Origin of the sequence: Mycobacterium sp. 852014-50255_SCH5639931, assembly GCF_001665605.1 — a bacterium.
Taxonomy (GTDB): domain Bacteria; phylum Actinomycetota; class Actinomycetes; order Mycobacteriales; family Mycobacteriaceae; genus Mycobacterium; species Mycobacterium paraffinicum.
Map to the genome: position 1 here is coordinate 105,797 of NZ_LZSV01000029.1, position 26,282 is coordinate 132,078.

A 26,282-nucleotide genomic window follows, 5' to 3' on the forward strand; every position below is an offset into this window, starting at 1 on the left:
CGGAGATGTTAGTGGATCAGCGCTGGTCCTCGATCAGGCCCAGCGCGCGCTCGAACAGGTGCACCGTGGCCGCGTGCAGCTGGTCGCCGACCTCCTTTTCGGCCTTGCCGGCGCAGGCCCGGGCGAGTGTCCCCTCGATCACGATGCCCAGCTTGAAGCAGGCCAGCACCGTGTACCAGGTGATATGCGACAAGTCGCGGGTGGTGTTGGCCGCGTAGCGTTTTAAGAGTTCGTCGGTTCCGGCCAGACCGTCCTGACCGCCCAGGGCATGGCTGAACACGCTGGAACCGTCGGGCTGGCGCCAAGTGGCCAGCAGCCAGCCCAGGTCCAGCAGCGGGTCCCCGATCGTGCACATTTCCCAGTCGACGATGGCAACCACGTCCGGCCCGGTTCGGGAGAACATCACGTTGGCGGCGTGGTAGTCGCCGTGCATGATGCCGGGCGTCCACGTCGCAGGCCGATGGCGTTCCAGCCAGGCCGACACTTCCTCGATGCCCGGGATGTCCGGTCCCGGGTAGCCGTCGTAGTCGCTGTAGGAGTCCAGCTCCGACAGCCAGCGCGGCACCTGGCGTTCGAGGAAGCCTTCCGGCTTGCCGAAGTCGGCGAGCCCCACCGCGACGTGGTCGACCGCACCCAGCTTGGCCAGCGCATCGGCCATCGAGAGGCCCATGCCGTGCCGCACGCCGGCATCGCCCGCATGCAGCGGCGGCAGTCCCTCGCCGGCGTTGAACCCGTCGATCGGGTCCATCAGGTAGAAGACGGCGTCGCCCAGGACGGCGGGGTCTTCGCAGGCCGCGATCAGGTGCGGGTGCGGTACGTCGGAATCAGCCAGGGCGGCAAGGACTTTCGTCTCCCGCAGGATGACGCTGTTGCTCCGCGGACGCAGGTGCCGTGGCCCGCGCCGCAGTACATAAGGGCGGCCGGCCCGGCTGAACCGCAGCATGATGTTCTGGGTGCCGCCGGTGACGGGGGAGACGTCCTCCAGCGGGCCTTCGCCGAGTCCCTGCTCGGACATCCACGCCGCGACGGCGTCCAGGTTCACGGCATCCACCTGCGGCCCTCGCTGATCGGGGCAAACACTTCCGTCATGCCAGCGCTCCTCTGCAACCCTGTGGGCCGTCTGGGAAAAAGCGTAGGCCACCGCCGGGAAGCGGCCCCGGGCGGCGGAGGCTGGAACAATAGTGTGCGGAACTAACTGACTCGCGCGTGAAGGGAACTGGCGATGCCGCGTACCGACAACGATTCCTGGGACATCACCCAAAGCGTGGGAGCCACCGCGCTGGGTGTCGCGGCGGCGCGGGCTGCCGAGACCGAGAGCGCCGACCCGCTCATCAACGACCCGTTCGCGCGCGTGTTCGTCGACGCGGCCGGCGAAGGCATGTGGAGCATCTACGCCGATCCCGCACTGCTGGCCAAGGCGGTGGAGCTGGAGCCCGAGGTGAGCACGCGCATCCAGCTGATGATCGACTTCATGGCCACGCGGACAGCGTTTTTCGACGAGTTCTTCCTAAAAGCGGCCGACTCCGGCGTCCGGCAAGTGGTGATTTTGGCCGCCGGGTTGGACGCGCGCACCTGGCGGCTGCCATGGCCCGACGGCACGGTCGTCTACGAGCTGGATCAGCCCAAGGTGCTGGACTTCAAATCCAACACGCTGCGCGAGCACGGCGCCCAGCCGAAGGCACGACTGGTGAACGTGCCGATCGATCTGCGGCAGGATTGGCCGAAGGCGTTGCGGGAGGCAGGATTTGACGCGACCAAGCCCGCCGCCTGGTCGGCCGAGGGTCTGGTCCGTTACCTGCCCGCGCAAGCCCAGGACCTGTTGTTCGAGCGCATCCATTCGCTCAGCGCGGACGGCAGCTGGCTGGCTTCCAACGTGCCGGGCGCGGGATTCACCGATCCGGAGCTCGTCCGGCGCCAGCGCGAGGACATGCAGCGCATGCGAGCCGCTGCCGCCAAGCTGGTCGACTCCGAGATCACCGACTACGACGACCTCTGGTATCCCGAAGAGCGCACCCCCGTGGACGGTTGGCTGCGGGACCGGGGTTGGGACGTCGCCACGGCGACGTTTTCGGAGTTGATGGCTCGTTACGGTCGCAACGTTCCGCAGGACGCGGAACACACGATGCCGCCCACGCTGTACGTGTCCGCGCAGCGGCGCGGCTAGGGCGTTGGGCCGCCGCTACCCTCGCCGGTGTGGCTGATCGACCCGCGCGAGTGAGCGACGTACACGAGATCGCCGCGTCGATGCCGCACGTTCAGCGCCTCGAAGGTCCGAAGGGCAACGCCATCTATCAGGTGGGCGGTAAGTCGTTCGTGTTCTTCCGCACCCCGCAGCCCGACGCGACCGATCCGGACACCGGCGAGCGCTATGCCGACGTGATCATGCTCTGGGTGGAGTCGGAGAGCGACAAGCTGGCGCTGACCCAGGATCCCAATTCGCCGTTCTTCACCACCGACCACTTTGCCGGACATCCATCGGTACTTGTGCGGGCCGCCCGGCTGCCCGAAATCGGCAGGACGGAACTTACCGAGCTGATCCAGGACGCATGGCTTTCGCGGGCGTCGAAGAGGCGGGCGACGGCGTGGCTCGCCGACCGCGCTTAACCCCCCGGGCTTCGCTGGCACACTGCCGAATTCACCCATCGCCAATGTTTAGACACAAGTCGAATGGGTAACTATCGTCCACGAGAAATTTTTCTCGACCACATTGGAGGTCACCATGCGTGGCAGCGGAATCATCGGCACCATTGCCCTGGTATGGCTGCTCATCGGGGTGTTTGCGGCATGGCAACGCGATTACTTCAAAGGTGACTCAACCAGTTGTGTCACGGCGGGAAACATCGCGTTGACCGTCATCGCGGGGCCTTTGAATTACGGGGGCGTCAACCCGAAAGTCAAGGACTGCCATGTTCCGCAGCCCAGTTCAATGCCTGATGTCCTAGTGCCCCTCACCTAAAGGAGTCGTCATGATCGTCCTAGGCGTAGTCCTACTTATTCTCGGGTTTGTATTCAGCGTCCCCTTGCTGTGGGAAATCGGCGTCGTCGTGCTCGTCATCGGCGCCGTGCTGTGGATTATGGGCTCGATCGGCCGCCCAGTCGCCGGCCGGCGCTACTGGTATTAGCCACTTCGCCGGGAAAACGGAATCGCGCGACTGCCTGGCAGTCGCGCGATCCCATTCACAGGGCGCGCAAAGGTAGGCCATAGCGGCGGCTCAGCGCGGTGCGCATACTGGACCTTGTGACCCAGCCCCGATCCTCCGTCGAGCGGGTCGTCATGTGTCGCGCCGATGGGAACCCGATCAACGTGTTGGTCGTGGACGACGAGTCGGTGCTCGCCGAAATGGTGTCGATGGCGCTGCGCTACGAGGGCTGGAACATCGCGACCGCGAGCGACGGGGCATCGGCCATCGCCGCCGCCCGCGCCCAACGCCCCGACGTGGTCGTCCTCGATGTGATGCTGCCCGATATGAGCGGGCTCGATGTCTTGCACAAGCTGCGCGAAGAGACCCCGCAGCTGCCCGTGCTTCTGTTGACGGCCAAGGACGCCGTGGAAGACCGCATCGCCGGGTTGACCGCGGGCGGTGACGACTACGTCACCAAACCGTTCAGCATCGAAGAGGTGGTGCTGCGGCTGCGGGCGCTGCTGCGACGCACCGGAGTGACGACGGTGGACAGCGGTGCGCAGCTGGTGGTCGGCGATCTGGTGCTCGACGAGGACAGTCACGAGGTCACCCGTGCGGGCGAGCCAATTGCCTTGACCTCCACCGAGTTCGAGTTGCTTCGATTCATGATGCGCAACTCCAAGCGCGTGCTTAGCAAGGCCCAGATCCTCGACCGGGTGTGGAGCTACGACTTCGGCGGCAGGTCCAACATCGTCGAGCTCTACATCTCCTATCTGCGCAAGAAGATCGACAACGGCCGCGACCCCATGATCCACACGCTGCGTGGCGCGGGTTATGTCCTCAAGCCGGCTCGCTAACCCGGGGCGGGCCTGGTCCCTGCGGCTGCGGTTGCTTGTCGGGCAGATCGTCGTGCTGGCCATCGTGTGCGTCGGCATCACCGCGGTGACCGAGCTGGCGCTGAACCACCATCTGGTGAAGCAGCTCGACGGCCAACTCGCCGGCACGTCGTTCCGTTCGGCGCTGATGTACCCCGAACCGAACCGTCCGGGATGGCGGCGCGAGCACTCCTACTACCCGCGGCCGGGCCCCGGCCCCCGATTCCTGGACGCCCCGGGGCAGCCGGCGGGCATGGTGGCCGCGGTGATCAACCACGGCAAAACGGTCGGCGCCGGCTACCTGACCAGCAGCGGCACCCGGGCCGCCCTGACCCCGGCCGCCCAGGACCAATTGGAGCGGATCGCCGACAGCCGCGCGCCGGTCACGGTGAACCTGGATGGGCTCGGCCGCTACCGAGTGGTCGCCGCCCCGAGCCGAAACGGGGACGACACCATCGTCACCGGGCTCTCGATGGCCAACGTCGACGCCACCCTGATCCGGATGCTGATCATCTTCGGCATCGTCACCGTGATTGCGCTGGCGGCCGCGACGATAGCCGGGGTCGTCATCATCCGGCGTGCGCTCGCGCCGCTGCGCCGCGTCGCGCAGACCGCGAGCAGGGTGGCCGACCTGCCGCTGGACCGCGGTGAGGTCGAGCTCCCGCTGCGGGTGCGCGAATCCGACGCCAACCCCTCGACCGAGGTCGGCCAACTCGGGTCGGCCCTCAACCGGATGCTCGACCACATCGCGGCCGCGCTGTCGGCCCGGCAGGCCAGCGAGACCCGCGTCCGCCAGTTCGTCGCCGACGCCAGTCACGAACTGCGCACGCCCCTGGCCGCGATCCGCGGATACACCGAGCTCACCCAGCGCATGGGTGACGACCGCGAGGCGGTGGAGCACGCGATGAGCCGCGTGGCCTCCGAGACCGAACGAATGACGCGCCTGGTCGAGGACCTGCTGCTGCTTGCCCGGCTGGACTCCGGCCGGCCGCTGGAACGCGAGCCGGTCGATCTGTCGCGGGTGGCGGTCGACGCGGTCAACGACGCGCATGTCGCCGGGCCGGACCATCAGTGGGAGCTCGACCTGCCCGAGGAACCCGTGATCATCACCGGTGATGCGGCCCGGCTACACCAGGTGCTGGCCAACCTGCTCGCCAACGCCCGCCTGCACACCGGCGCGGGCACGGTCGTGACCACCCGGTTGAGCACCGAGCCGGCGAACACCGTGCTGCAGGTCATCGACAACGGCCCCGGCATCCCGGCGGCGCTTCAGTCGGAAGTGTTCGAGCGGTTCGCCCGCGGTGATACCTCGCGCTCCCGCAAGGGCGGCAGCACCGGGCTGGGTCTGGCGATCGTCTCCGCGGTCGTCAAGGCCCACAACGGGACGATCACCGTGGACAGCTCGCCCGGCCATACCGAGTTCACGGTGCGGTTGCCACTCAACGGGTGGCAACCGCCCGCGTCCTCAGCTAGCTAGAGCAATTGACATCGATTTCGAACGGCTTGTTCACCGGTTGCATCGGGTTGGCCATGTCGACCCCGGTGGCCGTCCCGGTGATCTTGTAGCTGTTGCCGTTCTTCTCGGCGGAGGCGTTGCCCTGGCCGGTCCCGGAGGTGTAGCCCAGCGTCACACCGTTGACGTTGCCCAGCCCGACCGACTTCACCTGGGGCGGGTTGGCGTCGGTGAGCACGGCGGCGATCCCGGTCGCTGCGCCACCGATCGCGATGTTGGTGTTGCCGCCGGCCGTGGTGCACACGACGGAGCCGCTCACGTTCTGGTCCTTGCCGTCGATGAGGACCTTGGTTCCGCTGGCAGCGCCCGCCGAGGTGTTCACCGCGGAGCTGGTGCCCGAACCGCCCGAACTCGACTTATTGCTGGAACAGCCGGAAATACCGGCGGCCAGAACTGCCGCTCCGGCCACCGCGACCATCAGTCCACGCTTCACATGTTCTCCTTTGCCCGAAAGTAGCGACCCTCGGCATTGAGGGCCGTCTCGGGCAGTATGCGGGTTAACTGAGCCGAACACCTAGGGTTCCGATTAATTGTTTCCGTCTTCGTCGGCCACCTGACAAGATGCGCGCAACGCCTCCCGGAATGGTGCGGTGGTGGCAATGTATTGGCGTGGAGCGCACACCCCCCACCGCGGTCATCGAGGCGGCGCATCGCGCGCACGCGCTGCCATTCGATGACGACGCGGACTTTCACAACGCCGATCGCGGATTCATCGCCGCCCTGTCCCCGTGCGTGATCAAGGCGGCCGACGGGCGCGTGGTCTGGGACAACGACGCCTACTCCTTCCTCGGTGGTCCCGCCCCGCCGTCGGTGCACCCGAGCCTGTGGCGGCAGTCCACTCTCGCCGCCAAACAGGGCCTCTACGAAGTGGTTCCGGGCATCTACCAGGTCCGTGGCTTCGACATTTCCAACATCACGTTCGTCGAGACCGACACCGGCATCATCGTCATCGACCCGCTGGTGTCCACGGAAGTCGCGGCGGCGGCACTGGCGCTGTATCGCGCACACCGGGGCGGCGACCGTCCCGTCGTCGCGGTCATCTACACCCACAGCCATGTCGACCACTTCGGCGGCGTGCTGGGCGTCACCGCACAGGCGGATGTGGATTCCGGCGCGGTGGCCGTGCTCGCCCCGGAAGGCTTCGTCGAGCATGCGGTCCAGGAGAACGTCTATGCCGGGCCGGCCATGACACGCCGGGCGACCTACATGTACGGCACGCTGCTGCCCCGCGGGCCCCGGGACCAGGTGGGCTGCGGGTTGGGCCAGGCGCCGTCCACCGGTGAGGTGGCGATCATCGTCCCCACCATCGTTATCCGCGAGACCGGCGAGAAGCACACCATCGACGGCGTGGAGATCGAGTTCCAGATGGCGCCCGGCACCGAGGCGCCCGCCGAAATGCATTTCTACTTTCCGCGATACCGCGCGCTGTGCATGGCCGAGAACGCCACCCACAACCTGCACAACCTGCTGACCCTCCGCGGTGCCCTGGTGCGCGACCCGCACGCCTGGTCCGGCTACCTCACCGAAGCGATCGACGCCTTCGCCGACCGCGCCGACGTGGTGTTCGCCTCCCATCATTGGCCCACTTGGGGACGGGAGAGCATCGTCGAATTCCTGTCGCTGCAGCGCGACTTGTATGCCTACTTGCACGACCAGACGCTGCGACTGCTCAACCGGGGCTACACCGGGGTCGAGATCGCGGAGATGTTCCAGATGCCGCCGGCGCTGGAGCGCGCCTGGCACACCCACGGGTATTACGGGTCGGTCAGCCACAACGTGAAGGCCGTCTACCAGCGCTACATGGGCTGGTTCGACGGCAACCCGGCCCGACTGTGGCCGCATCCGCCCGAGGCCCTCGCGCCGCGTTACGTGGAGGCGATGGGCGGAATCGAGCGGGTTGTCGAGCTGGCCCGAACGGCGTTCGACGCCGGTGACTTCCGTTGGGCGGCAACGCTGCTGGATCACGCGATCTTCACCGAGAGCGGGCATGCCGGCGCCCGCGCGCTGTGCGCCGACACGTTCGAGCAGCTGGCCTACGGCGCCGAGAACGCCACCTGGCGCAACTTCTTCCTCAGTGGCGCAACGGAATTGCGTGGCGACAACTTCGGCACCGCCGCTCAGGTCACGTCGCCCACCATGCTCTTGCAGCTGACCCCGGAGCAGATCTTCGACAGCCTCGCCATCCGTGTCGACGGGCCGCGCAGCTGGGATCTCGACCTCGCCATCGACATCGCCTTCGCCGATCTGGCCGCCAACTACCGGCTCACGCTGCGCAACGGTGTGCTCGTGTACCACAAGGCGGCGGCCGACCCCGCGACGGCGACGGTCACGGTCGAGCTGGCCGGCAAGTCTCGGCTGCTGACGGCGGCGCTGGGCGACTTCGACTCGCCCGGGCTACAGATATCCGGCGACCAGGCGGCGCTGCGGGCTTTCCTGGGTGTGCTCGATCAGCCGGACCCGAGCTTCGACATCGTCACGCCGTGACGTCGATGACGACCTTGCCCAACACCTTCCGGTCGGCCACATGCCGCAGCGCGGCGGCGGTTTCGGACAAGGGGAACCGCGCGCCGATGTACGGCCGGATCGTGCCGGCGGCGAACATCTCCGACAGCTCCCGCATGTCGCGGACGGCCTCGTCGGGGTGGTCGGTCATGAAGGTGCGGATCTCCATGCCGCGCACGCAGATGTCCTTGAGCAGAACAAGGTTGAGCGGGATGGCCGGTATCGTGCCCGCGGCATAGCCCAGGGTGACGAAGGTGCCGCCGCGCGCCAGCCCGCGCAGCGCCGGCTCCGCATAAGGCCCCCCGACCGGGTCGATGATCACGCGGGCGGCGTCGCCGGTGAGCTCGCGGATGCGCGACTTCAAATCTTCGCGGTCATAGTCGACGGTCGCCTCGGCGCCCCGCTGCCGGCACAGCTCGAGCTTCTCCAGGCTCGAGGCGGCCGCCAGCACCCGCGCCTTCATGGCGACGGCCAGGTCGACCGCGGCCAGCCCGACACCGCCGGCGGCGCCCAGCACCACGACCCAATCGCCTTCTGCCACTGCGGCGGTCGATCGCAGCGCGTGGTACGCGGTGCGGTAGGTCACGCCGAAGGCGGCGGCCGACGCGAAGTCGGCGTCGTCGGGCACCAGCGCCGCCTGGCTCGCGTCCAGCAGCGCCAGTTCGGCGAACGCGCCGAAGGTGGTTCCCGAAACTCGCTGCCCTGGCTGGAATGGCGCGCCGGCACCGGCGGCGATCACTTCGCCGGCGATCTCGTTGCCCGGTATGAACGGCGGCGGAATCTTCACCTGGTACTTGCCCGCGATGAACAGCACGTCGGGAAAATTGACCGCGGCGGCGTGCACCCGCACCAGCAGCTGCCCCGGGGCCGCAACGGGGTCGTCGACGTTCTCGAGAACCAGATCTTCCGGAGTGCCGTAGGTACGGCAGACAACGGCGCGCATCAACTGACCCCCAGGCCGCGTAGGCAAAAGCCCACCAGGTGTGCGATGTCGTCGGACTTGGGCCGGTCGGCCGACCCCACGTATCGGCGCATGTTCGCGGCGGTGCAACTGAACACGGCCTCGACGTCGCGCTCGACATCGCTACTTCCCAGCGCCGCAACGGGTTCGACGAGCAGGTCGCGTAGCGGCCGTATCATCTCCTGATCCGCCGCGCGCCAATTCGCGCCGGCCGACATCTGTCCGGCGGCCGCCCGGCTCAGGCTGATCAAGTGCGGGTCGGCCACCTGCGCCAGCGTGCCCTCGATCCAGCGGGCGACCTGATCGCGCGGCTCGCGCTCCTTGGCCATCTGGTGCTCGAGGTAGGACACGACGATGGCCACGCCGCGTTCCATGACGGCCAGGATGAGATCGTCTTTACCGGCGAAATAACGGTAGAACGCCTTGTTCGACGAACCGGCCTCGGCGACGATATCGCTCACCCTCGGAGGTTCCGGCGCGACCCGTTCCATGACACGGACCGCGGCGGCCAGGATGCGCTCCACCTCCTGGGTAGCCTCGCGCTGGCGGTCGTCGAGCGCCCGCTCGACCGCCGCGGTCACCCTGCTGCTCATGGCGAATCGGGCAGCGCCGGAACATGGTTGACGAGGCCGCCGTACTTGGTGCGTGCGGCCTCCCGGCGGATGTCCAGCAGTTCGCTCGGCCACTCGGCGTCTTCGGCCTCGTAGTGTTTGAGCAGCAGCCGGGCCAGGTTGACCTTGTGAGCCTCGGTCGGCCCGTCGGCCAGGCCGAGTGCCACCCCGCCGAGAAGCACGTTGACCAGCGGCAGCTGGTCGGTGGTGCCCAGCGCACCGTGTACCTGGATCGCCCGCAGCCCAATCGATTTCAGCACCTGTGACGCCAGAATCTTGCAGGCGCCGATCTCGGCGCGGGCGGCATGCTCCCCGGCGGTGTCGATCAGCCACGCCGCGTGCAGCACCGCCAACCGGAACGGCATCAGCTCGGTGTAGGAGTCGGCGATGAATGCCTGCACCAACTGCTTGTCGGCCAGCGAGCTGCCCTGTGTGAAACGGCTTTTCGCGCGGCGCGCCATCATCTCCACCGCGCGCTGGGCCACCCCGATCGACCGCATCGCATGATGCAGCCGCCCGCCGGCCAGCCGGGTCTGCAGGATCATGAAGCCTTGGCCGGGTTCGCCCAACAGCGCGTCCGCCGGCACCCGGACGCCCTCGTAATGCACCAGGGAATGCCCGGGTTCGTGCGGCAGCGCGCCGACCAGGTGGTGGGTGGCCTCGATGGTCAACCCGTCGGTACCTGCCGGCACCAGGAACGTCGAGGCGCCGCGGTGGACGGGCACGTCCGGGTCGGTGATCGCGACGACGATGAAGAACGAGGCGACGGAGGCGTTGGAGGAGAAGTACTTTCGCCCGGTGATCACCCAGTCGTCGCCGTCGCGGAAGGCGCGCGTCCGGAACACCCGCGGGTCGGCGCCGCCCTGTGGCTCCGTCATCGAAAAGCAGGAGAAGATCTCCCCGGACAGCAGGCCGGCAAGGTAGCGGTCCTTTTGCTCCTGCGTTCCGAAGCGGGCGATTATCTCGGCGTTGCCGGTGTCGGGCGCCTGCGTGCCGAACACGATCGGCGCCCACGGGCTGCGCCCCAGAATCTCGTTGATCAGTGTCAGCTTGACCGCGCCGAAGCCCTGGCCGCCCAGTTCGGGGCCCAGATGCGGTGCCCACAAGCCTTGGTCGCGAACCTGTTGCTTGAGCGGATCGACGATGCGGCGGCGCTCGTCGTTCAGTGGCAGGAACTCGCAGCCCGGGAACAGCACCTCGAGGGGTTCGACCTCTTCGCGGACGAAGTCGCGGACCCAGTCGATTTTCTGCTGAAATTCCGGTTCGGTGGAGAAGTCCCAAGACATTCGAATGCTCCTACTCGTTCATTGGCGGCGGCCCGGCCCCCGCAAGCGGGAGGTGCAACCAGCGCCCGGCACCCCGCTTGCGATCGCCGCGTTAGGGGATTCCACCGTCGGCGCGCAGGATCGAACCGGTGGTGAAACTTGAGGCGTCCGACGCCAAAAACAGTGCGGCCCCGACGATTTCGCCCGGGTCTCCGGCGCGCTGCAGTGCCAGGTGTCCGAACGGCTTGCCGTGGGCCGCCTCGAGATTCCACGCCTTGCTCACGTCGGTCAGGAAGGGGCCGGCCATCAGCGTGTTGACCCGCACCGAAGGACCGAATGCCTTCGCCAGCGCCTCGGTCATGGCGTTGAGGCCGGCCTTGGCGGCGGCGTAGGGAACGATGTCGGGAGTGGGGCGCAACGACCCGGCGGTGCTCACGTTGATGATGGACCCGCGGCCGGCCGGGACCATTCGCTCACCCACCAATGCCGACAACCGGAACGGCCCTTTGAGGTTGAGGTTGAGAACCGCGTCGAACAGTTTCTCGGTGACGTCGGTCAGCTTGTCGTACAGGGGGGACATGCCGGCGTTGTTGATCAGCGTGTCCACCTTGCCGAATCGGTCATAGGTGGCTTCGACCAAGCCGTCGAGCTGATCCCAGCGCCCGACGTGCACCTGATACGGCATGGCGGAGCGCCCCGTTTCGGCCTCGATCTCCTTGGCCGTGGTCACGCAGTTGTCCATGTTGCGGCTGGCGATCACGACGTCGGCGCCGCAGCGTGCGGCGGCGAACGCCATCTCGCGGCCCAGCCCGCGGCTGCCGCCGGTGATCAGCACGACCCGGTCGGTGAGATCGAAAAGCCGGTCCGCGTAACCCATTTCACCGGCTCCCGGGGGGCAAGGAGCGCGCGAGCCCGGCCGCCGTCGCGATCAGCTGCGGGATCATCGTCCCGAAGGCGTCCTGGACCTTGGGGTCGACCTTGCCGGTGCGCACCCCCGCAGCGTAAGTCTTTTCCAGCACGATGCCGAGTTTCCAATTCGCCAGCACCAGGTAGTAGTCGATGTTTTCGGTGGAAAGCCCGCTGACCGCCTCGTAGTGCCGCAGCAGTTCGCTTCGGGTGGGCATGCCGGTCATGTCCAGATAGAACCCGTCGGCGCGCGGCTCTTCGCCGTCGTAGCCCAGCAGGCACCACGCCAGGTCCAGCAGCGGGTCGCCGACCGTCGTCATCTCCCAGTCCACGATCGCGGCCAGCCGCGCCGGCTCCCCATGGGCGAACATCACGTTGGCGAATTGGTAATCGCCGTGCATGATGCCCGGTTGGTAATGCGCGGGCCGGTTGTTACGCAGCCACTCCGAGGCCTCGTGAAGGCCCGGTAGGTCGCGCACCTTGTAGGCGTCAAGGAAGGTCAGCCAGCGGTCGACCTGCCGCTCGTGAAATCCGTCCGGGCGGCCGAAGCCGTCGAGACCTTGAGCCCGCCAGTCCACCCGCCCCAGCTTCGCCGCGCCTTCGACGAGCTGAAAGGCCAGCCCGCGGCGGGCGTCCAGGTCGGTGTCGAACGGCGGCTGCCACCCGCCGTCCATCGGGCTCCACCCGTCGATGGCCTGCATGACGTAGAACGGCATGCCGAGCACGGTGCCGGTGTCGTCGGCGGCGATCAGCGCCGCGTGCGGGACGTCGGTGCCGGACAGGGCACGCACCAGCCGGATCTCGCGCAGCAAGCCGTCGATGCGCGCCGCATCGGCGCGCGGGCCGGGCATCCGCAGCACCATCCGCTCGGCGCCGCGGTCGAGCAGATACAGCGTGTTCTGCGAACCGCCCTTCAGCTGCTCCAGCCGCGGTTCCTCACCGTCGCCTGGCGCACCGTTCGCATCCAGCCAGCGGGCAAGGACACCCGCGTCCAGTCGGTCCTGACCTACCGTCGTCATCCGCACACCCCGCTCTCTATGCGGAGAATAGCATTCTCCACGCTGGCCTCCGGCTTTGCGGCTCAGTCCGGCTTGTGCGCGATGAGCAGAAACCCGGGCGCCATGAAATGGCCTTCGCCGTCGCGTTCCAGATGCGCCAACGGCTCGTCGGAAGGCGGGCCCGCGTTGCCGTAGACCTTGGCCGGGCGTAGATCGTCGACCCGCCAGAGCGTCGAGACCGCCTCGCGCAACTCGGTTTCGGTGAAGCCGCGCGGCCCACCGTGATCGGCGTCGCCCAGCGCGCCGGTGGCGAAGGCCAAGATGTACAGCGCCGCTCCCGGGGCGGCCGCCCGGAGGATCGATTGCAGATAGTCCTGGCGCTTCTCCGGCGGCAGCGCATGAAACAGCCCGCTGTCCATGATCGTGGAGAAGCGGCCGTCATAGCCGCGGAAGTTTGTGACGTCGGCCTGCGCGAAAGTCGCCGTGGTCAGTCCTTGTTCCGCGGCCGCCATGGTGGCGGCCTGGATCGCGGTCGCGCTGCTGTCCAGGCCCACCACGGTGTGTCCCCGCGCGGCGAGGGCCAGCGACAGCGCGGCATGGCCGCAACCGGCGTCCAGCACATCGCTTCGGATGTTGCCCTCGTCGATCAGCACGGCCAGCTCGGGCTGCGGCCGGCCGATGCTCCGCGGTGGCCGCGTCTCCTGCCGGTACGCCACGTCCCAATCCCTGCCCGGTTCGGTCATTCGTCCTCCTCGCGGTCGGCCTTCTGCTGAGCCCTATTTTGCGCGGGCCGGTCCGCATGCTTTGAATGAACACGTCGCGCTCAACCACAGACAGGAAACACCCATGCAATTGCTTCTGGTCCGGCACGCGCTGCCGCTGCGCAGCGAACACGGCGAGGGCTCCGACCCGGACCTGTCGGGCGAGGGGTTGGCACAGATCGAGCGACTTCCCAAGGCGCTGGACCGGTTTCCCATCTCCCGGGTGGTGAGCAGCCCCCAGCGGCGCGCCATTCAGACCGCCGAACCGGTCGCGGCGGCGCGGGATCTCACCGTCGAGATCGACGACCGATTCGCGGAATACGACCGGGACCTTCCGCTGTACATCCCGGTCGAGCAGATCCGCGAGGAAATGCCCGAGGAGTGGGCGCGCCTGGCCCAGGGCCACCTGCCCAGCGCGGTCGACGAGGACGCGTTTCTCGCCCGGGTCCGCGCGGCGGTCGACGAGCTCGTCGCCTCCGTCGATCCCGACGACACGGTCGCGGTGTTCAGCCACGGCGGTGTGATCAACGTCCTGCTGCACCAGATTCTGGGGACGTCCCGGCTGTTGTCGTTCCCCGTCGACTACGCGTCGGTCACCCGGCTGCTGTTCTCGCGATCCGGTCAGGCGACCGTGGCGGGGGTCAACGGAGTCGAGCACGTGTGGGACCTGCTGCCGCGAAATCAGAGGTGGTAAACAAGTCCGGTGACTTCAGCTGACCAACTCGAGGGCCTCGACCTGGCCTCGCTGGATCGGTACCTGCGTTCGCTTGGCATCGGGCGCGACGGTGAGTTGCGCGCGGACTTCATTTCCGGTGGCCGTTCCAACCTGACCTTCCGCGTCTACGACGACGCGACCAGTTGGCTGGTGCGGCGCCCGCCGCTGCACGGCCTGACCCCGTCGGCGCACGACATGGCCCGTGAGTACCGGGTCGTCGCCGCGCTGCGCGACACACCCGTTCCGGTCGCGCGCGCGATCGCGCTGTGCGAGGACGACTCGGTGCTGGGCGCGCCGTTCCAGATCGTCGAATTCGTCGCCGGCCAGGTGGTGCGCCGTCGCGCCCAGCTGGAAGCCTTCAGCCACACCGTCATCGAGGGCTGCGTCGACTCGCTGATCCGGGTCCTCGTCGACCTCCACTCCGTCGACCCCGAGGCCGTGGGGTTGGCCGATTTCGGCAAGCCCAGCGGCTACCTGGAGCGGCAGGTGCGGCGGTGGGGTTCGCAGTGGGCGTTGGTGCGGCTGCCCGACGACCGCCGCGACGCCGACGTCGAGCGCCTGCACTCCGGTCTGCAAGAGGCCATTCCCCAGCAAAGCCGCACGTCGATCGTGCACGGCGACTACCGGATCGACAACACCATCCTGGACACCGACGACCCGACGAAGGTGCGCGCCGTCGTCGACTGGGAGCTGTCCACCCTGGGGGACCCGCTGTCCGATGCGGCCCTGATGTGCGTGTACCGCGACCCGGCCCTGGATTTGATCGTCAACGCGCAGGCGGCCTGGACGTCACCGCTGTTGCCGACGGCCGACGAGTTGGCCGACCGGTACTCGCTGGTCGCCGGGTTGACGTTGGCGCATTGGGAGTTCTACATGGGCCTGGCTTACTTCAAGCTGGCCATCATCGCGGCCGGCATCGACTTCCGCCGGCGGATGTCGGACCAGGCTCGCGGGATGGACTCCGACCACATGCCGGAGGTCGTGGCCCCGCTGATCTCCCGCGGGCTGGCGGAGCTGGCCAAGCTCCCCCGTTAGGCCCTAGCGCGCCGCTGCGTGATGCTTCTTGGCCGCGCGGCGCAGTTGCAGGATTCGGGCGGTGCCGACGGCCACCGTGATTAGGCCGCCGACCACCGCCGCGAGCAGGATGGCCACGCCCAGTGGCAGGCGCCAGTGCCAGCCCAAGAACGTAAAGGGCGTCTCCGCCGTGTTCTGGGTGATGAAGATCAGCAGCAGAATCAGAATCAGGAAGCCGCCGATCAGGGACGACCACAGCGCGCCGGCGCGGGTGAACCCGATCGCCGGCTCCTTGGGCGCCGCGCTTGGCTTGGGCGTCGCGGCGGGCTTGGGGGGCGGCTGGCTGGGCGAGGCAGGGGGATGGCTGCTCATAGGGTCATCTTTGTCCCATCCGGCACAGAATGAAACCAAACCGGGCAACCGGCCCGCTGGGTCCCGGCGCGCGGGCGACTCTGAGGTTAGTGTCGGCGGTATGGGGATGCCGTCGCGCGCGCATCGCGCGATCATCCAAGCGGCCGTGTGGCTCACGGCGATCTGCGTTTTCGCGGCGTGCAGCAGCTCCGACCCGCTGGGCGCCCAGGTCCGCAGCCCCAAATCCATCGTCGTGGGGTCCGGCGACTTCCCGGAATCGCAGATCATCGCCGAGATATATGCACAAGCGTTGCAGGCCAACGGATTCGAGGTCGGTCGGCGGATGGGAATCGGCAGTCGGGAGACCTATATCCCGGCGTTGAAGGACCATTCCATCGACCTGGTGCCGGAGTACATCGGCAACCTGCTGCTTTATTTCGCGCCCGAGTCGACGGCGACCATGCTCGACGCCGTCGAATTGGAGCTCGACCGCAGGCTGCCCGGGGATCTGGCGGTCCTGACGCCTTCGCCGGCGACCGACACCGACACCGTGACGGTGACAGGCGGGACCGCTAATTCGTGGAACCTGAAGACAATCGCGGACCTGGCGGCGCATTCGCCGGACGTGAGGTTCGGGGCGCCCTCGGCCTTCGCGAGCCGGCCGTCCGGCCTGCCCGGGTTGCGGCAGAAGTACGGACTCGACATCAGGCCGGGCAACTTCGTCGCCATCAACGACGGCGGCGGCGCGGTGACCGTACGCGCCCTGGTGGAGGGAAGGGTCAACGCCGCCAACGTTTTCACCACTTCGCCCGAAATCCCGCAGAACCGTTTGGTGGTGCTCGAAGACCCGGAGCACAACTTCCTGGCCGGCAACATTGTGCCGCTGGTCAATTCGCAGAAGAAGTCGGACCGGCTCAAGGAGGTGCTGGACGCCGTGTCGGCGAAGCTGACCACTCCCGGCGTGGCCGGACTCAACGCCGCGGTAGCGGGAAACTCCGGTGTTGATCCCGACCAGGCCGCCCGGGACTGGTTGCGGGACAACGGCTTAAATCATCCGGTCGGCTCATGATCGTCTTCGACAAAGTCAGCAAGTCCTTCGCCGACGGGACCACCGCGGTGGACCAGTTGGGCCTGGTGATCCCGAACGGGAAGTTGACCGTCTTCGTCGGTTCGTCGGGCAGCGGCAAGACCACGGCGCTGCGCATGGTCAACCGCATGATCGAGCCCACGTCCGGCGCCATCACCGTCGACGGTGTGGACGTGTCCACCCTGGACCCGGTGCGGCTGCGCCTCGGGATCGGCTACGTCATCCAGCATGCCGGCCTGATGCCGCACCTGCGGGTGATCGACAACGTCGCAACGGTTCCGGTGCTGAAGGGGCAGTCCCGCCGGGCGGCTCGCGCCGCCGCCTACGAGGTGCTCGAACGCGTCGGGCTGGACACCAAGCTGGCCACCCGCTACCCGGCGCAGCTGTCCGGCGGTGAGCAACAACGTGTCGGGGTGGCGCGTGCACTGGCCGCCGACCCGCCCGTCTTGTTGATGGACGAGCCGTTCTCGGCCGTGGACCCGGTGGTCCGGCTTGACCTGCAGAACGAAATCCTGCGTCTGCAAAGCGAATTGCACAAGACCGTCGTCTTCGTCACCCACGACATCGACGAGGCGCTCAAACTCGCGGACAAAGTCGCGGTCTTTCGGGCCGGCACGTTGCAACAGTATGACGAACCCACGCGGCTGCTGTCGCGCCCTGCCAACGATTTCGTCTCGAGGTTCATCGGCCTCGGCCGCGGCTATCGATGGTTGCAACTCATCGACGCGGCCGGCTTGCCGGTGCATGACGTGCAACGGATTCCGGCGGACGACCTCGCCGACACCGGCCAGGCGGACGGCTGGGCGGTGGTGGTGGACGGCGCGGGCGCGCCGATGGGTTGGATCGATTCCGAAGGCCTGCGCCGGCATCGCGCGGGTGCGTCGTTGTCGGACAGCATGAGTGGCGTCGGCTCGTTGTTTCGTCCCCGCGGGAACCTCAGCCATGCGCTGGACGCGGCGCTGTCGTCGCCGTCGGGGGTGGGCCTCGCCGTCGACGAAGGCGGCAAAGTCATCGGCGGTGTGCTGGCCGACGACGTGCTGGCCGCGGTGGAAACCCGAAGAAAGACGTGACCGGGGAACAGATATGCACTACCTGCTCACCCACCTCGACGACGCCTGGGCGCTGACCATCGTCCATTTGCGGTTGTCGTTGGTGCCGGTGCTGATCGGGTTGGCCCTCGCCGTCCCACTGGGCGCGGCGGTGCAACGCGCACCGGTTGCCCGCCGGCTGACGACGGCGACCGCGAGTGTCGTGTTCACCATTCCGTCGCTGGCGCTGTTCGTGGTCTTGCCGATGGTCATCGGGACCCGCATCCTCGACGAGGCCAACGTCATGGTCGCGCTGACGGCCTACACCGCGGCGCTACTGGTGCGGGCGGTGCTCGAGGCGCTGGACGCGGTGCCGGCCCAGGTGCGCGACGCCGCCACCGCCGTCGGCTACCCGCCGATCACCCGCATGCTGAAAGTCGAACTGCCGCTATCTATTCCGGTCCTGGTCGCCGGGTTGCGGGTGGTGGTCGTCACCAATATCGCGATGGTCTCGGTCGGTTCGGTGATCGGCATCGGCGGCCTGGGCACCTGGTTTACCGAGGGGTACCAGACGAACAAGAGCGATCAGATCCTTGCCGGCATCATCGCTCTCTTCGTGCTGGCTGTCGTCATCGACGCGTTGATCGTGGTGGTCGGCCGCCTGGCCACGCCGTGGGAGCGCGCCGGGCGCTCACCGCGTCGGCGGTCCGTGGTGGCCCCGATAGTGGGTGGCGCGCGATGAACTTCGTGCAGGGGGCCATCTCCTACCTATTGACCGCCGGCAACTGGACCGGCCCGGTCGGGCTCGCGGCGCGCGTCCTGGAGCATCTCGAGTACACGGCGGTCGCGGTGGGCGCCTCGGCCCTGATCGCCGTCCCGGTGGGGCTCATCATCGGGCACACCGGCCGCGGAACGGTGCTGGTGGTGGGCACGGTCAACGGGTTGCGCGCCCTGCCGACTCTGGGCGTGCTGTTGCTCGGGACGCTGCTGTTCGGGCTGGGGATGGGGCCGCCGCTGGTCGCCCTGATGCTGCTGGGCGTCCCGGCGCTGCTGGCCGGCACTTACGCGGGAATCGCCAACGTGGAGCCGACCGTGGTCGACGCGGCCAGGGCAATGGGCATGACCGAGGCGCAGGTGCTGTGGGTGGAGGCGCGCAACGCGCTGCCGTTGATCCTGGGCGGGTTGCGCAGCGCGACGCTTCAGGTGGTCGCCACCGCCACGGTGGCGGCCTATGGCAGCCTCGGTGGGCTGGGCCGATACCTGATCGACGGAATCAAGGAGCGAGAGTTCCACCTTGCCCTGGTCGGTGCCTTGATGGTGGCCGCTTTGGCGCTGGCGCTGGACGGGCTGCTGGCCTTGGTGGTGTGGGCGTCGGTGCCGGGCACCGGACGACTTCGCCACACTTACCCGACAGGCCTGCCGCGGTTCGCCCGCACGTTTTACGGTAGGTGAGTGAACGCAGACCCCTCTGATGCCCCTCGGCGCGTGTGGCAGGCAATGTTGACCTGGCGCGCCCAGGACGTCTCCCGGATGGAATCGGTACGAATCCAGGTGTCCGGCAAGAGGATCAAGGCGAACGGTCGCATCGTCGCCGCCGCCACCGCCACCAACCCGGCATTCGGTGCGTACTACGACCTGCAGACCGACGAGACCGGCGCCACCAAGCGGCTGGGGATGACGGTCACCCTCGCCGAACGGGAGCGCGTGCTGTCCATCGCCCGTGACGAAGAGAACATGTGGCTGGTCACCGACCATCAGGGCGAGCGCCGAGCGGCGTACAACGGCGCGCTCGACTGCGACGTGGTCTTCAGTCCGTTCTTCAACGCGTTGCCCATCCGGCGGCTCGGCCTGCACGAGCGGGCGGAGTCGGTCACCTTGCCGGTCGTCTACGTCAACCTGCCCGACATGGCGATCACCGCGGATCTCGTGAGCTACACCAGCACGGGCGGCCACGACGGCATCAAGCTGCACTCCCCGGTCGCCGACACCGTCGTGAGTGTCGACGACGAGGGCTTCATCGTCGACTATCCAGGCTTGGCAGAGCGGATCTGATCACGCCGCCCGCCCGGCCCGCGGCGGCCAACTCCTCGCGCCAGTTCTCGCCGCCGATGATGACGTGGAAGACGTCGGAACGCGGAAAGCTGTCGTAACGCGTGCGGGCGGCATGGCCGGCCTCGACGAGTTCGCCCACCGAATTATTCGCGACCAGCGACTCGCGGGCCCGCCTCAGCAACTCGATCATTCGGTCGATGGTCGGCACCAGCTGGTCGGAGTTGCCCTCACACATAGCCCGCACCAGGTCCGGGGCGGTGCCGGCGACCCGCGTCCCGTCGCGGAACGACCCGGCAGCCAGCGCGAACGCCAGCGGCACGTCCCCGGCGATGACCGCCAGCGCCTCGGCGAGCAGGTGCGGCAGGTGCGAGATCGCGGCCGCCGCAGCGTCGTGGTCGTCGGACTTGGCCGGGACCAGCACGGCACCGCAGTCCAGGGCCAGCGTCATCACCATCGACCACACCACGGGATCGACGTGGTCGTCCACGCTGATTACCCACGGCGCCCTGGTGAACAGGCCCGGGTGGCCGGCGGCCCAGCCCGAATGGGCGGTGCCCGCCATCGGGTGGCCGCCGACGAACCGTTCCTGCAGGCCGGCCGCGACAACCTCGTCGAGCACGGCCCGTTTGACGCTGGTGACATCGGTCAACGGGCAGGTCGGGGCCAGTTCGGCGATGTGGGCGAGCATGCCGGCCAGCGCCGGCATGGGTATGGCCAGGACGATCAGCGCGCCGGTGTCGGCGGCGCGGGTGAGCGTCGCCGTCAGATCGGTGGTCGCATCGAAGCCGTCGGCGGCGGCTTCTTTTGCGCCCTCCACCGACCGGTTGTAGCCGAACACTTCGCGGCCTGCCGCCGTGGCGGCCCGCATTATCGAACCACCGATCAGCCCCAGCCCGAGCACACACACCGGTGTTTGAGAAACAGGGCTAGCCACAGACCTAAGGTTGGCACAATCCGGCTGCGGCGGTGCGTCAAGATGCCGGCGCGGTTTCGCTCCATCTGGTCAGGGGGCCTGGTCTGCGACTACCGTAAGCGGCCATGGGAGCACAACGGGCCCCAGCCCAAGGCCTGTCCGCCGATACGCCGGACGGTTTCGGCGTAGCGGTCGTGCGCGAAGAGGGCCAGTGGCGGTGTTCCCCGATGGCCCGCAAATCGCTGCTGAGCCTCAAGGCCGCCGAGACGGAGCTGCGGGAATTGCGCAGCGCCGGCGCCGTGTTTGGGCTGCTCGACGTGGATGACGAGTTCTTCGTGATCGTGCGCCCCGCACCGTCGGGGACCCGGCTGCTGCTCTCGGACGCCACCGCCGCGCTGGACTACGACATCGCCGCCGAAGTGCTGGACAAGCTGGACGCCGACATCGACCCCGAGGACCTGGAGGATTCCGACCCGTTCGAAGAGGGCGACCTGGGATTGCTCTCCGATATCGGGCTGCCCGAGGCGGTGCTGGGCGTCATCCTCGACGAGGCCGACCTGTACGCGGACGAGCAGCTCGGCCGCATCGCCCGGGAGATGGGTTTCGCCGACCAGCTGTCGGCCGTGATCGACCGCATCGGTCGGTGACCGCTGACGAGGACCTGATCCGTACCGCGTTGTCGGTCGCCGCGACGGCGGGTCCCCGCGACGTGCCCATCGGCGCGGTCGTCATCGGGGCCGACGGGACCGAACTGGCCCGCGCGGTCAATGCCCGCGAAGCCCTGGGCGATCCCACCGCGCACGCGGAGATCCTGGCGCTGCGGGCGGCGGCCGCGGTGCTCGGCGACGGCTGGCGGCTGGAGGGCGCCACGCTGGCCGTCACCGTCGAACCGTGCACCATGTGCGCCGGCGCGCTGGTCCTGGCCCGCGTCGGCCGGCTGGTGTTCGGCGCGTGGGAACCCAAGACGGGAGCGGTCGGATCACTGTGGGACGTGGTCCGCGACCGGCGGCTCAACCATCGCCCGGAAGTGCGGGGCGGGGTGCTCGCTGACGAGTGCGCCGCACCGCTGGAGGAGTTCTTCGCCCGCCAGCGATTGGGGTGAGGGGCCCACCGTTCGGTAAGCTGCTCCGCGGTGGCGTGTCCGAGCGGCCTAAGGAGCACGCCTCGAAAGCGTGTGACGGCTAACACCGTCCGAGGGTTCAAATCCCTCCGCCACCGCCAAAGGCCTTCGTCCGCTATCGCGGGTGGGGTCCCTTCTTGAGTTCTCGCGCGAAGTTCGCATGTGGGTTTAGCAAAGACGATTTTCGGCCAATCTCGGTCGAGGGTGGATAGCATTTATTCACGGACAAACGCAATGCGCGCAGCAAGAGGCCACATGACGAAGAAAGTCGGGATCGTCGCCATCTTCGCGTTCTGTTGTGTCCTCATGGCCGCTACGGGCATCGTTGCCGAATCTGTCGCGCGCGCAGACGATCTCGGTACAGTGCTGTACAACGGCGTCAACGGGCTTCGTCAGGCATGCGGGCCACTCACAGACGACCCGCTTCTGCGGCTGGCAGCGCAGCGGCACGCCGACGATTTGCTGCACACCGGCTTGAGCGGCCATATCGGTTCGGACGGCTCTTCGCCTCAGACGCGCATCGCAGAAGCCGGCTATGTCAAAACCCATGCCACCGGTGAGATCGTTTACTGGGGCACCGGATCAGCCGCGAATCCTGCCCAGGCCCTCGACTCGTGGATGCAGAGCCCTCCCCACCGAGGGCTCATCGGGAACTGCGCTTTCACCGCGAGCGGCTTCGCCACCGCCTCGGACGGCTACAAAATGACCGCGGTGGGTGACTTCGCGGCTCCCTAAGTCCTTGCTGACAAAGGCTCTTTCGGCGCTCATTGCTGCCACCAGCAACGACCATGCGGGTGCACAGAACGCCGTTTCGACTGGAGCAGTGACATAGAGTCGGCTGGTGGCGTCGGTTGGTCGCGGTTTCGTTCGTGCGGTCGCGCGGCTTAGCGTTGTCGCGGGGCTCGTGATGACCGGCGGGGCCTGCACAACCCACAAGCACGAATCGACCTCGAGGCCGGCGACGCTCACGGTCGCGCCGACCGAACTGGGGGGTTGCGCGCCAGATCGGTTGGCGCGCTGCGTACCCGGGCTGAATGACGTCGAGGACAACCTGTTCAACCGCGTCAGTGCATACGAGCCCCAGTCAGGCTTCGGGGCCGAGCCTCCGTTTCCGGGTCGAGGGTCGACGCTCGAAGACTGCCAACGTCTGCCGAGGTTCGGAGCGACTGACAAACCGGAACTGGACGTGGAATACAGCCCCGCCACCGACGCCAGCGGGGGTTCCCTCAGCAATCGATTCGCCGCAAACGGCGCCGATTCTGTCCGGATCCGGTTCACCGTCGCGAGCGACGGCGATGACGTCACCAGTGCGATGGCCGCGTGGTCTCGTCGGTGTCCTACGTGGAGCGTCGCCCACTCTATGGACAACAACGGCATCCAAGGTTGGCTGGTCGGCGAATCCGGCGAAGCGCTGACGCAGTATCAATCGGGCGACACCGGCCGGAATTGGCCCTCCGTCGTCAATATGGCGGCGACGGTGCTGCCTAACAGGGTGACGGTGCAGGCCTGGTATCGCACACCCGATCCATCGGCGGCCTCGCGTAACCAACTTCTGTCGCAATTGATCGGTGCAGCAGGACGACCACGGCCACGCTCGGCGCTGCCGCCAATGCTCGCCGACTGGAGCCAGGCTCAGATCTCGACGCTGCTTCCGGCGCTGTCGGTGGACACGGGCATTGAGACCGCTTCTGGTGACAACAGCATCCTCGCTGGCGAGCCGGGCAGCGCCTCGTGGTCGCTCTGCCCGTCCGGTGGCCACGTCGCCGCCCCGCGCTACGACCCCCTGGCGAGCTGGCAGGACTTCGATCAGTCGAAGTGGGACAAGCCCGGGAAACCGCCAAGGCCCAAAGTGATAATCAGCCGGGCACATACCGGCGATGATTTCTTGGCCGATGTCCGGCGTGAGGCCGACACTTGCGCCGCGCATATGGCCGAGAAGCCCGCAGTATGCGGGGACCGCGAAAATCGCCAGTCCCTCCAGACGGATTCGGCCGTCGCCGAAGGCGAGGACACGGTGCGCCTAACACATCGGTGGATGCGGGAGATTGAAGTCCGCGGTCACGGCATGTGTGGTGAAGGCGTCGAGGCGTTGAGGATCACCCAGGTGCGGGGACTGATCGTCATCAGCAGCTCAAGCGACGGCGGATGGCTCCTTAAGGGGGACACGCCGCCCCTCCCGCTGAGTACTCTCGACGAGCTTCTCGCCGAGACCGTACGCAGAATCAAGGCCGCGTGAGGATCGTTCACACATGTGGCAGCCAACCGGAGCCATGCGGTGACAGCACGAAGCCACGCCCCTGCGGGTCTTTACATGCCGTCGTGCTTGAATTATCGACCCCGCAAACGAAGCCATTCACCGTAAGAGAGTGAGCCGGTGGAAGCGTCTTGATGGGCTGTCCGAGAATTACGTGTGATGGTTCGCCGCCGCTGGTCTGATTCAGCCCGCTCGTGGTTCCTATCCAGTTGACGCCGCTAATTCCAGCGTCAGGATTTGATGCTGCGGGAGGTATAGCCGGCAGGTTGTTTCCACTGCACGACGCCTGATCGACCGTGAATTTGCACACGATGCCGTCGGGCGTCAGGAAATACACAGTCGGTTCGGGTTGCCGTCCTGGGTTGGGCACCAAGACCTCGTAGTCTTTGACATTGGCAGGCGCGTATCCGCTCAGGTCGGGAAAGCTGAGCGCGTCGGCCTGCGCCGTGCCTGCCCCCACCAACGCGGCGCCCACAAATGCGCTGATGCTGGTGAGTGTTCTTACGATCATTTCGTTCCTATCGACGCTGGCGACACTACATTTTAGGCGCTCAACGGAACGGGTTGACTTGAAATTCTCGAGTTTGGTAGGGCGTACCGATCGGCACCCCGTTGCTGTCGTTTGCCGTATTCCATTGACTGACAAGTATATTCAAGTCATCCAATGTTGAGCCAGGCATGATGTATCCACCGTACGGCTGGGGTAGAAACTTTGGAGCACCTTGGTCGCCATTCTGCGCGACAATGGTGGTCGGCACGTTGCCGAATATACCGGTCGGATTGGGGCCGACCCGTACCTCCATCCGTCCGCCTTGGGCGTCGACATTGAAACCCGACAAGACGGGCTTCCCACCGATTTCCCGGAAGCTGAGTTCGCCGTAGCGGTCCGTAGTCACCGGCGCGGCCTGTTGCCCCGCCTGGCCCCAATCCTTCCCGGTCCAGGGCTGCCAACTGCCGCGATCGAAAACTTTGTCGGGATCTGCGCGGTACATGGTGACGCCTCGGCTGCGGTCGAACGAGTCTGCGGCGATGTAGACCTTGCCGTCCGAGCCCTTATAACCGCTGACTTGGGTGGGCGCCTCCCCCGCGGGGCGGTATGAACCTGGCACCATCGCCCACCCCTTGCCGGGGTCGCCGTTGACTTCAACCAGCCACGAACCCGCTGGCTGAAGGTCCCCCTTGGTGCCCGTAACCATCATGTACGTCTTGTTCCCCAGCGTGATCGTCCCGGCGGGCAGCGTGTCGTCGATTCCTGCCTTGACCGCCTCCGCTGGCATGGTGAATAGCTCGTGACCGCTATCTTTCGCTCCGGTCAGAGGCGCTCCGAAATGCGGACGGCCGTCGGCATCGAAGGTAACCGGTACGGCCACGGATCGATAGTGTTGACCCTCGCCAACCTTGTTGCCGGAGAACGAATCCCCGAAGATCGCAAGGAATTTGCCGGGCTGCCCGGGGATCTCGACGACCTCCCCCAAGTCTGCCGCCCCGATACCCGGAATGCCGGGATTGCCCCCGGTACCGGCAATCGGACCCAGATCTCGCACTTCGCCCCGCAACGGACGCTCCATCGTGTCGTCGACGGCCGGCGACGGGTCGTAGCCTTCGGTGTGTAACGAGCCCATTGCCTTGTGCAGCGTGTCGGAATAGGCGTCGCGAATCGAATCCATCTGCTTGATGGCATCGCGGACGTCATCCACTGCGTCGGCGTGCGCAGCGTTGATGATCGTATGCAGTGTGCCGACGTCCTTCGCGGAGAGTGAGCCACTCGCTAGGTCCTTCTTCGCCGCTCCGATCAGTTTGTCGAGCCACTGCAACTGATGGTCGAGGGCGGCGATCTCCGCGGTGCCTTGCTTCTGCGCGTCGGCCAAACCGGCCGCGATGTTTTCCAAGTCTGCGCCGATCCTGGGCAGTTGCTCCGATTGGGCGCCAAGGGATTTCGTCAGCCGCTGCACTTCGGCGGAGTCGTTGATCGGGTTGTCGCCGTTTTGGTGGTTCCACGACGCCTCGAAGCGTTTCCGGGCTTGCTCGAATGCATGGTCGGCTTCGGCGGTGTGTCGGCCCGCGTTGTGAAAGGCCTCTGCCAGACGAGAGATTTGGAACGGGCTGCCGGCCTGCAGGCTCTGGTTGATCGCCCAGGGATCACCGCCTGCCGCGCCAATCAGCTCTGCTTCGCTCAGGTTTGCCAGCGTCATCGCACCGTCAGCGGTTACTTGACACCAGGAACATCGCCGCCC

28 protein-coding genes, 1 tRNA gene and 2 pseudogenes are annotated in these 26,282 nt (G+C 67.2%); 19 read left to right on the plus strand and 12 right to left on the minus strand.

Annotated elements, in window-relative coordinates; all coding sequences use genetic code 11:
* Positions 1-16: 16 nt before the first annotated feature.
* Entirely contained in the window at positions 17-1,015 is a 999-nt protein-coding gene (locus A5758_RS16980; RefSeq protein WP_231987345.1) for a phosphotransferase family protein, read from the minus strand.
* Between the two features lie 207 nt (positions 1,016-1,222).
* Here A5758_RS16980 and A5758_RS16985 point away from each other — a divergent pair, with 207 nt between their 5' ends.
* The 6 genes from A5758_RS16985 (at position 1,223) to A5758_RS17005 (ending at position 5,474) form a co-directional block, all read left to right on the plus strand.
* Entirely contained in the window at positions 1,223-2,164 is a 942-nt protein-coding gene (locus A5758_RS16985; protein WP_067742223.1) for a class I SAM-dependent methyltransferase, read from the plus strand.
* Between the two features lie 29 nt (positions 2,165-2,193).
* Positions 2,194-2,604 (plus strand): MmcQ/YjbR family DNA-binding protein, encoded by a 411-nt coding sequence (locus A5758_RS16990; RefSeq protein ID WP_067742226.1) that lies wholly within the window; start codon positions 2,194-2,196, stop codon positions 2,602-2,604.
* A 103-nt stretch (positions 2,605-2,707) separates the two neighbouring features.
* Complete coding sequence (locus tag A5758_RS16995) at positions 2,708-2,956, plus strand: hypothetical protein (protein ID WP_067202572.1); 249 nt, start codon at positions 2,708-2,710, stop codon at positions 2,954-2,956.
* A 10-nt stretch (positions 2,957-2,966) separates the two neighbouring features.
* Positions 2,967-3,122 (plus strand): DUF6131 family protein, encoded by a 156-nt coding sequence (locus tag A5758_RS26080; RefSeq protein ID WP_090419013.1) that lies wholly within the window; start codon positions 2,967-2,969, stop codon positions 3,120-3,122.
* Positions 3,123-3,274: 152 nt separating this feature from the next.
* The gene (locus tag A5758_RS17000; RefSeq protein ID WP_066954966.1) at positions 3,275-3,979 is read left to right on the plus strand and encodes a response regulator transcription factor; all 705 of its coding nucleotides are present in this window, start codon (positions 3,275-3,277) and stop codon (positions 3,977-3,979) included.
* The gene (locus tag A5758_RS17005) at positions 3,957-5,474 is read left to right on the plus strand and encodes a cell wall metabolism sensor histidine kinase WalK (protein ID WP_067202723.1); all 1,518 of its coding nucleotides are present in this window, start codon (positions 3,957-3,959) and stop codon (positions 5,472-5,474) included. The genes A5758_RS17000 and A5758_RS17005 overlap by 23 nt, the downstream gene beginning before the upstream one ends.
* Here the strand turns inward: A5758_RS17005 and A5758_RS17010 are convergent.
* Complete coding sequence (locus tag A5758_RS17010; protein WP_066954962.1) at positions 5,467-5,943, minus strand: lipoprotein LpqH; 477 nt, start codon at positions 5,941-5,943, stop codon at positions 5,467-5,469. The genes A5758_RS17005 and A5758_RS17010 overlap by 8 nt on opposite strands.
* Positions 5,944-6,092: 149 nt before the next feature.
* Here A5758_RS17010 and A5758_RS17015 point away from each other — a divergent pair, with 149 nt between their 5' ends.
* Positions 6,093-7,994 (plus strand): alkyl/aryl-sulfatase, encoded by a 1,902-nt coding sequence (locus A5758_RS17015; protein WP_067742228.1) that lies wholly within the window; start codon positions 6,093-6,095, stop codon positions 7,992-7,994.
* Here the strand turns inward: A5758_RS17015 and A5758_RS17020 are convergent.
* The 6 genes from A5758_RS17020 to A5758_RS17045 all read right to left on the minus strand — a co-directional run bounded on the left by A5758_RS17020 (position 7,984) and on the right by A5758_RS17045 (position 13,496).
* A complete protein-coding gene (locus A5758_RS17020) occupies positions 7,984-8,955 on the minus strand; it encodes an NADPH:quinone oxidoreductase family protein (protein ID WP_067742231.1) in 972 nt (323 codons plus the stop codon). The genes A5758_RS17015 and A5758_RS17020 overlap by 11 nt on opposite strands.
* Entirely contained in the window at positions 8,955-9,566 is a 612-nt protein-coding gene (locus A5758_RS17025) for a TetR/AcrR family transcriptional regulator (protein WP_067742240.1), read from the minus strand. The genes A5758_RS17020 and A5758_RS17025 overlap by 1 nt, the downstream gene beginning before the upstream one ends.
* Positions 9,563-10,870, minus strand: a complete 1,308-nt coding sequence (locus A5758_RS17030; RefSeq protein ID WP_067202562.1) for an acyl-CoA dehydrogenase family protein — start codon at positions 10,868-10,870, stop codon at positions 9,563-9,565. The genes A5758_RS17025 and A5758_RS17030 overlap by 4 nt, the downstream gene beginning before the upstream one ends.
* Positions 10,871-10,961: 91 nt before the next feature.
* Entirely contained in the window at positions 10,962-11,726 is a 765-nt protein-coding gene (locus A5758_RS17035) for an SDR family NAD(P)-dependent oxidoreductase (RefSeq protein WP_067742246.1), read from the minus strand.
* 1 nt (position 11,727) lies between these two features.
* Entirely contained in the window at positions 11,728-12,774 is a 1,047-nt protein-coding gene (locus A5758_RS17040) for a phosphotransferase family protein (RefSeq protein ID WP_067742248.1), read from the minus strand.
* 62 nt (positions 12,775-12,836) lie between these two features.
* Entirely contained in the window at positions 12,837-13,496 is a 660-nt protein-coding gene (locus tag A5758_RS17045; protein ID WP_067742252.1) for a class I SAM-dependent methyltransferase, read from the minus strand.
* A 103-nt stretch (positions 13,497-13,599) separates the two neighbouring features.
* Between A5758_RS17045 and A5758_RS17050 the strand changes: the two genes are divergently transcribed.
* Together A5758_RS17050 and A5758_RS17055 are read left to right on the plus strand one after the other, a co-directional pair.
* Positions 13,600-14,208: a histidine phosphatase family protein gene (locus A5758_RS17050; RefSeq protein ID WP_067742254.1), complete on the plus strand. Its 609-nt coding sequence runs from the start codon at positions 13,600-13,602 to the stop codon at positions 14,206-14,208.
* 9 nt (positions 14,209-14,217) lie between these two features.
* Positions 14,218-15,264 (plus strand): phosphotransferase family protein, encoded by a 1,047-nt coding sequence (locus A5758_RS17055; protein WP_067742259.1) that lies wholly within the window; start codon positions 14,218-14,220, stop codon positions 15,262-15,264.
* 3 nt (positions 15,265-15,267) lie between these two features.
* Here A5758_RS17055 and A5758_RS17060 read toward each other — a convergent pair whose 3' ends face one another.
* A complete protein-coding gene (locus tag A5758_RS17060) occupies positions 15,268-15,615 on the minus strand; it encodes a lipopolysaccharide assembly LapA domain-containing protein (protein WP_067742264.1) in 348 nt (115 codons plus the stop codon).
* 100 nt (positions 15,616-15,715) lie between these two features.
* On the opposite strand from A5758_RS17060, the gene A5758_RS17065 reads away from it, so the two are divergent.
* The 5 genes and pseudogenes from A5758_RS17065 to A5758_RS17085 all read left to right on the plus strand — a co-directional run bounded on the left by A5758_RS17065 (position 15,716) and on the right by A5758_RS17085 (position 19,761).
* Positions 15,716-16,663 carry an ABC transporter substrate-binding protein gene (locus A5758_RS17065; RefSeq protein ID WP_067742271.1) on the plus strand — a complete coding sequence of 316 codons (948 nt, stop codon included), beginning with the start codon at positions 15,716-15,718 and terminating at the stop codon, positions 16,661-16,663.
* Positions 16,660-17,807: pseudogene (locus tag A5758_RS17070) on the plus strand (ABC transporter ATP-binding protein). The gene A5758_RS17065 and the pseudogene A5758_RS17070 overlap by 4 nt, the downstream one beginning before the upstream one ends.
* The gene (locus tag A5758_RS17075; RefSeq protein ID WP_067742279.1) at positions 17,765-18,451 is read left to right on the plus strand and encodes an ABC transporter permease; all 687 of its coding nucleotides are present in this window, start codon (positions 17,765-17,767) and stop codon (positions 18,449-18,451) included. The pseudogene A5758_RS17070 and the gene A5758_RS17075 overlap by 43 nt, the downstream one beginning before the upstream one ends.
* Positions 18,448-19,157, plus strand: a pseudogene (locus tag A5758_RS17080) (ABC transporter permease). Before A5758_RS17075 ends, A5758_RS17080 begins: the two are co-directional and overlap by 4 nt.
* A 4-nt stretch (positions 19,158-19,161) precedes the next feature.
* The gene (locus A5758_RS17085) at positions 19,162-19,761 is read left to right on the plus strand and encodes a putative glycolipid-binding domain-containing protein (RefSeq protein ID WP_156622672.1); all 600 of its coding nucleotides are present in this window, start codon (positions 19,162-19,164) and stop codon (positions 19,759-19,761) included.
* On the opposite strand, the gene A5758_RS17090 is transcribed toward A5758_RS17085, so the two are convergent.
* Positions 19,724-20,668, minus strand: a complete 945-nt coding sequence (locus A5758_RS17090) for a prephenate dehydrogenase (protein WP_082939737.1) — start codon at positions 20,666-20,668, stop codon at positions 19,724-19,726. The genes A5758_RS17085 and A5758_RS17090 overlap by 38 nt on opposite strands.
* A gap of 131 nt (positions 20,669-20,799) precedes the next feature.
* Between A5758_RS17090 and A5758_RS17095 the strand changes: the two genes are divergently transcribed.
* From A5758_RS17095 to A5758_RS26305, 5 genes are all read left to right on the plus strand, one after another.
* Positions 20,800-21,321, plus strand: a complete 522-nt coding sequence (locus A5758_RS17095) for a tRNA adenosine deaminase-associated protein (RefSeq protein ID WP_066954912.1) — start codon at positions 20,800-20,802, stop codon at positions 21,319-21,321.
* Positions 21,318-21,776 carry a nucleoside deaminase gene (locus A5758_RS17100; protein ID WP_067742285.1) on the plus strand — a complete coding sequence of 153 codons (459 nt, stop codon included), beginning with the start codon at positions 21,318-21,320 and terminating at the stop codon, positions 21,774-21,776. Before A5758_RS17095 ends, A5758_RS17100 begins: the two co-directional genes overlap by 4 nt.
* Before the next feature lie 29 nt (positions 21,777-21,805).
* Positions 21,806-21,895: transfer RNA gene (locus A5758_RS17105), tRNA-Ser, on the plus strand.
* Between the two features lie 154 nt (positions 21,896-22,049).
* Positions 22,050-22,529: a CAP domain-containing protein gene (locus A5758_RS17110; protein WP_197503969.1), complete on the plus strand. Its 480-nt coding sequence runs from the start codon at positions 22,050-22,052 to the stop codon at positions 22,527-22,529.
* A 106-nt stretch (positions 22,530-22,635) separates the two neighbouring features.
* Complete coding sequence (locus A5758_RS26305; RefSeq protein ID WP_231987342.1) at positions 22,636-24,030, plus strand: hypothetical protein; 1,395 nt, start codon at positions 22,636-22,638, stop codon at positions 24,028-24,030.
* Between the two features lie 7 nt (positions 24,031-24,037).
* Here A5758_RS26305 and A5758_RS25325 read toward each other — a convergent pair whose 3' ends face one another.
* Positions 24,038-24,463 carry a hypothetical protein gene (locus A5758_RS25325; RefSeq protein ID WP_369816455.1) on the minus strand — a complete coding sequence of 142 codons (426 nt, stop codon included), beginning with the start codon at positions 24,461-24,463 and terminating at the stop codon, positions 24,038-24,040.
* A gap of 136 nt (positions 24,464-24,599) precedes the next feature.
* A complete protein-coding gene (locus tag A5758_RS17120; RefSeq protein ID WP_067742288.1) occupies positions 24,600-26,240 on the minus strand; it encodes a DUF4185 domain-containing protein in 1,641 nt (546 codons plus the stop codon).
* Between the last annotated feature and the right edge of the window lie 42 nt (positions 26,241-26,282).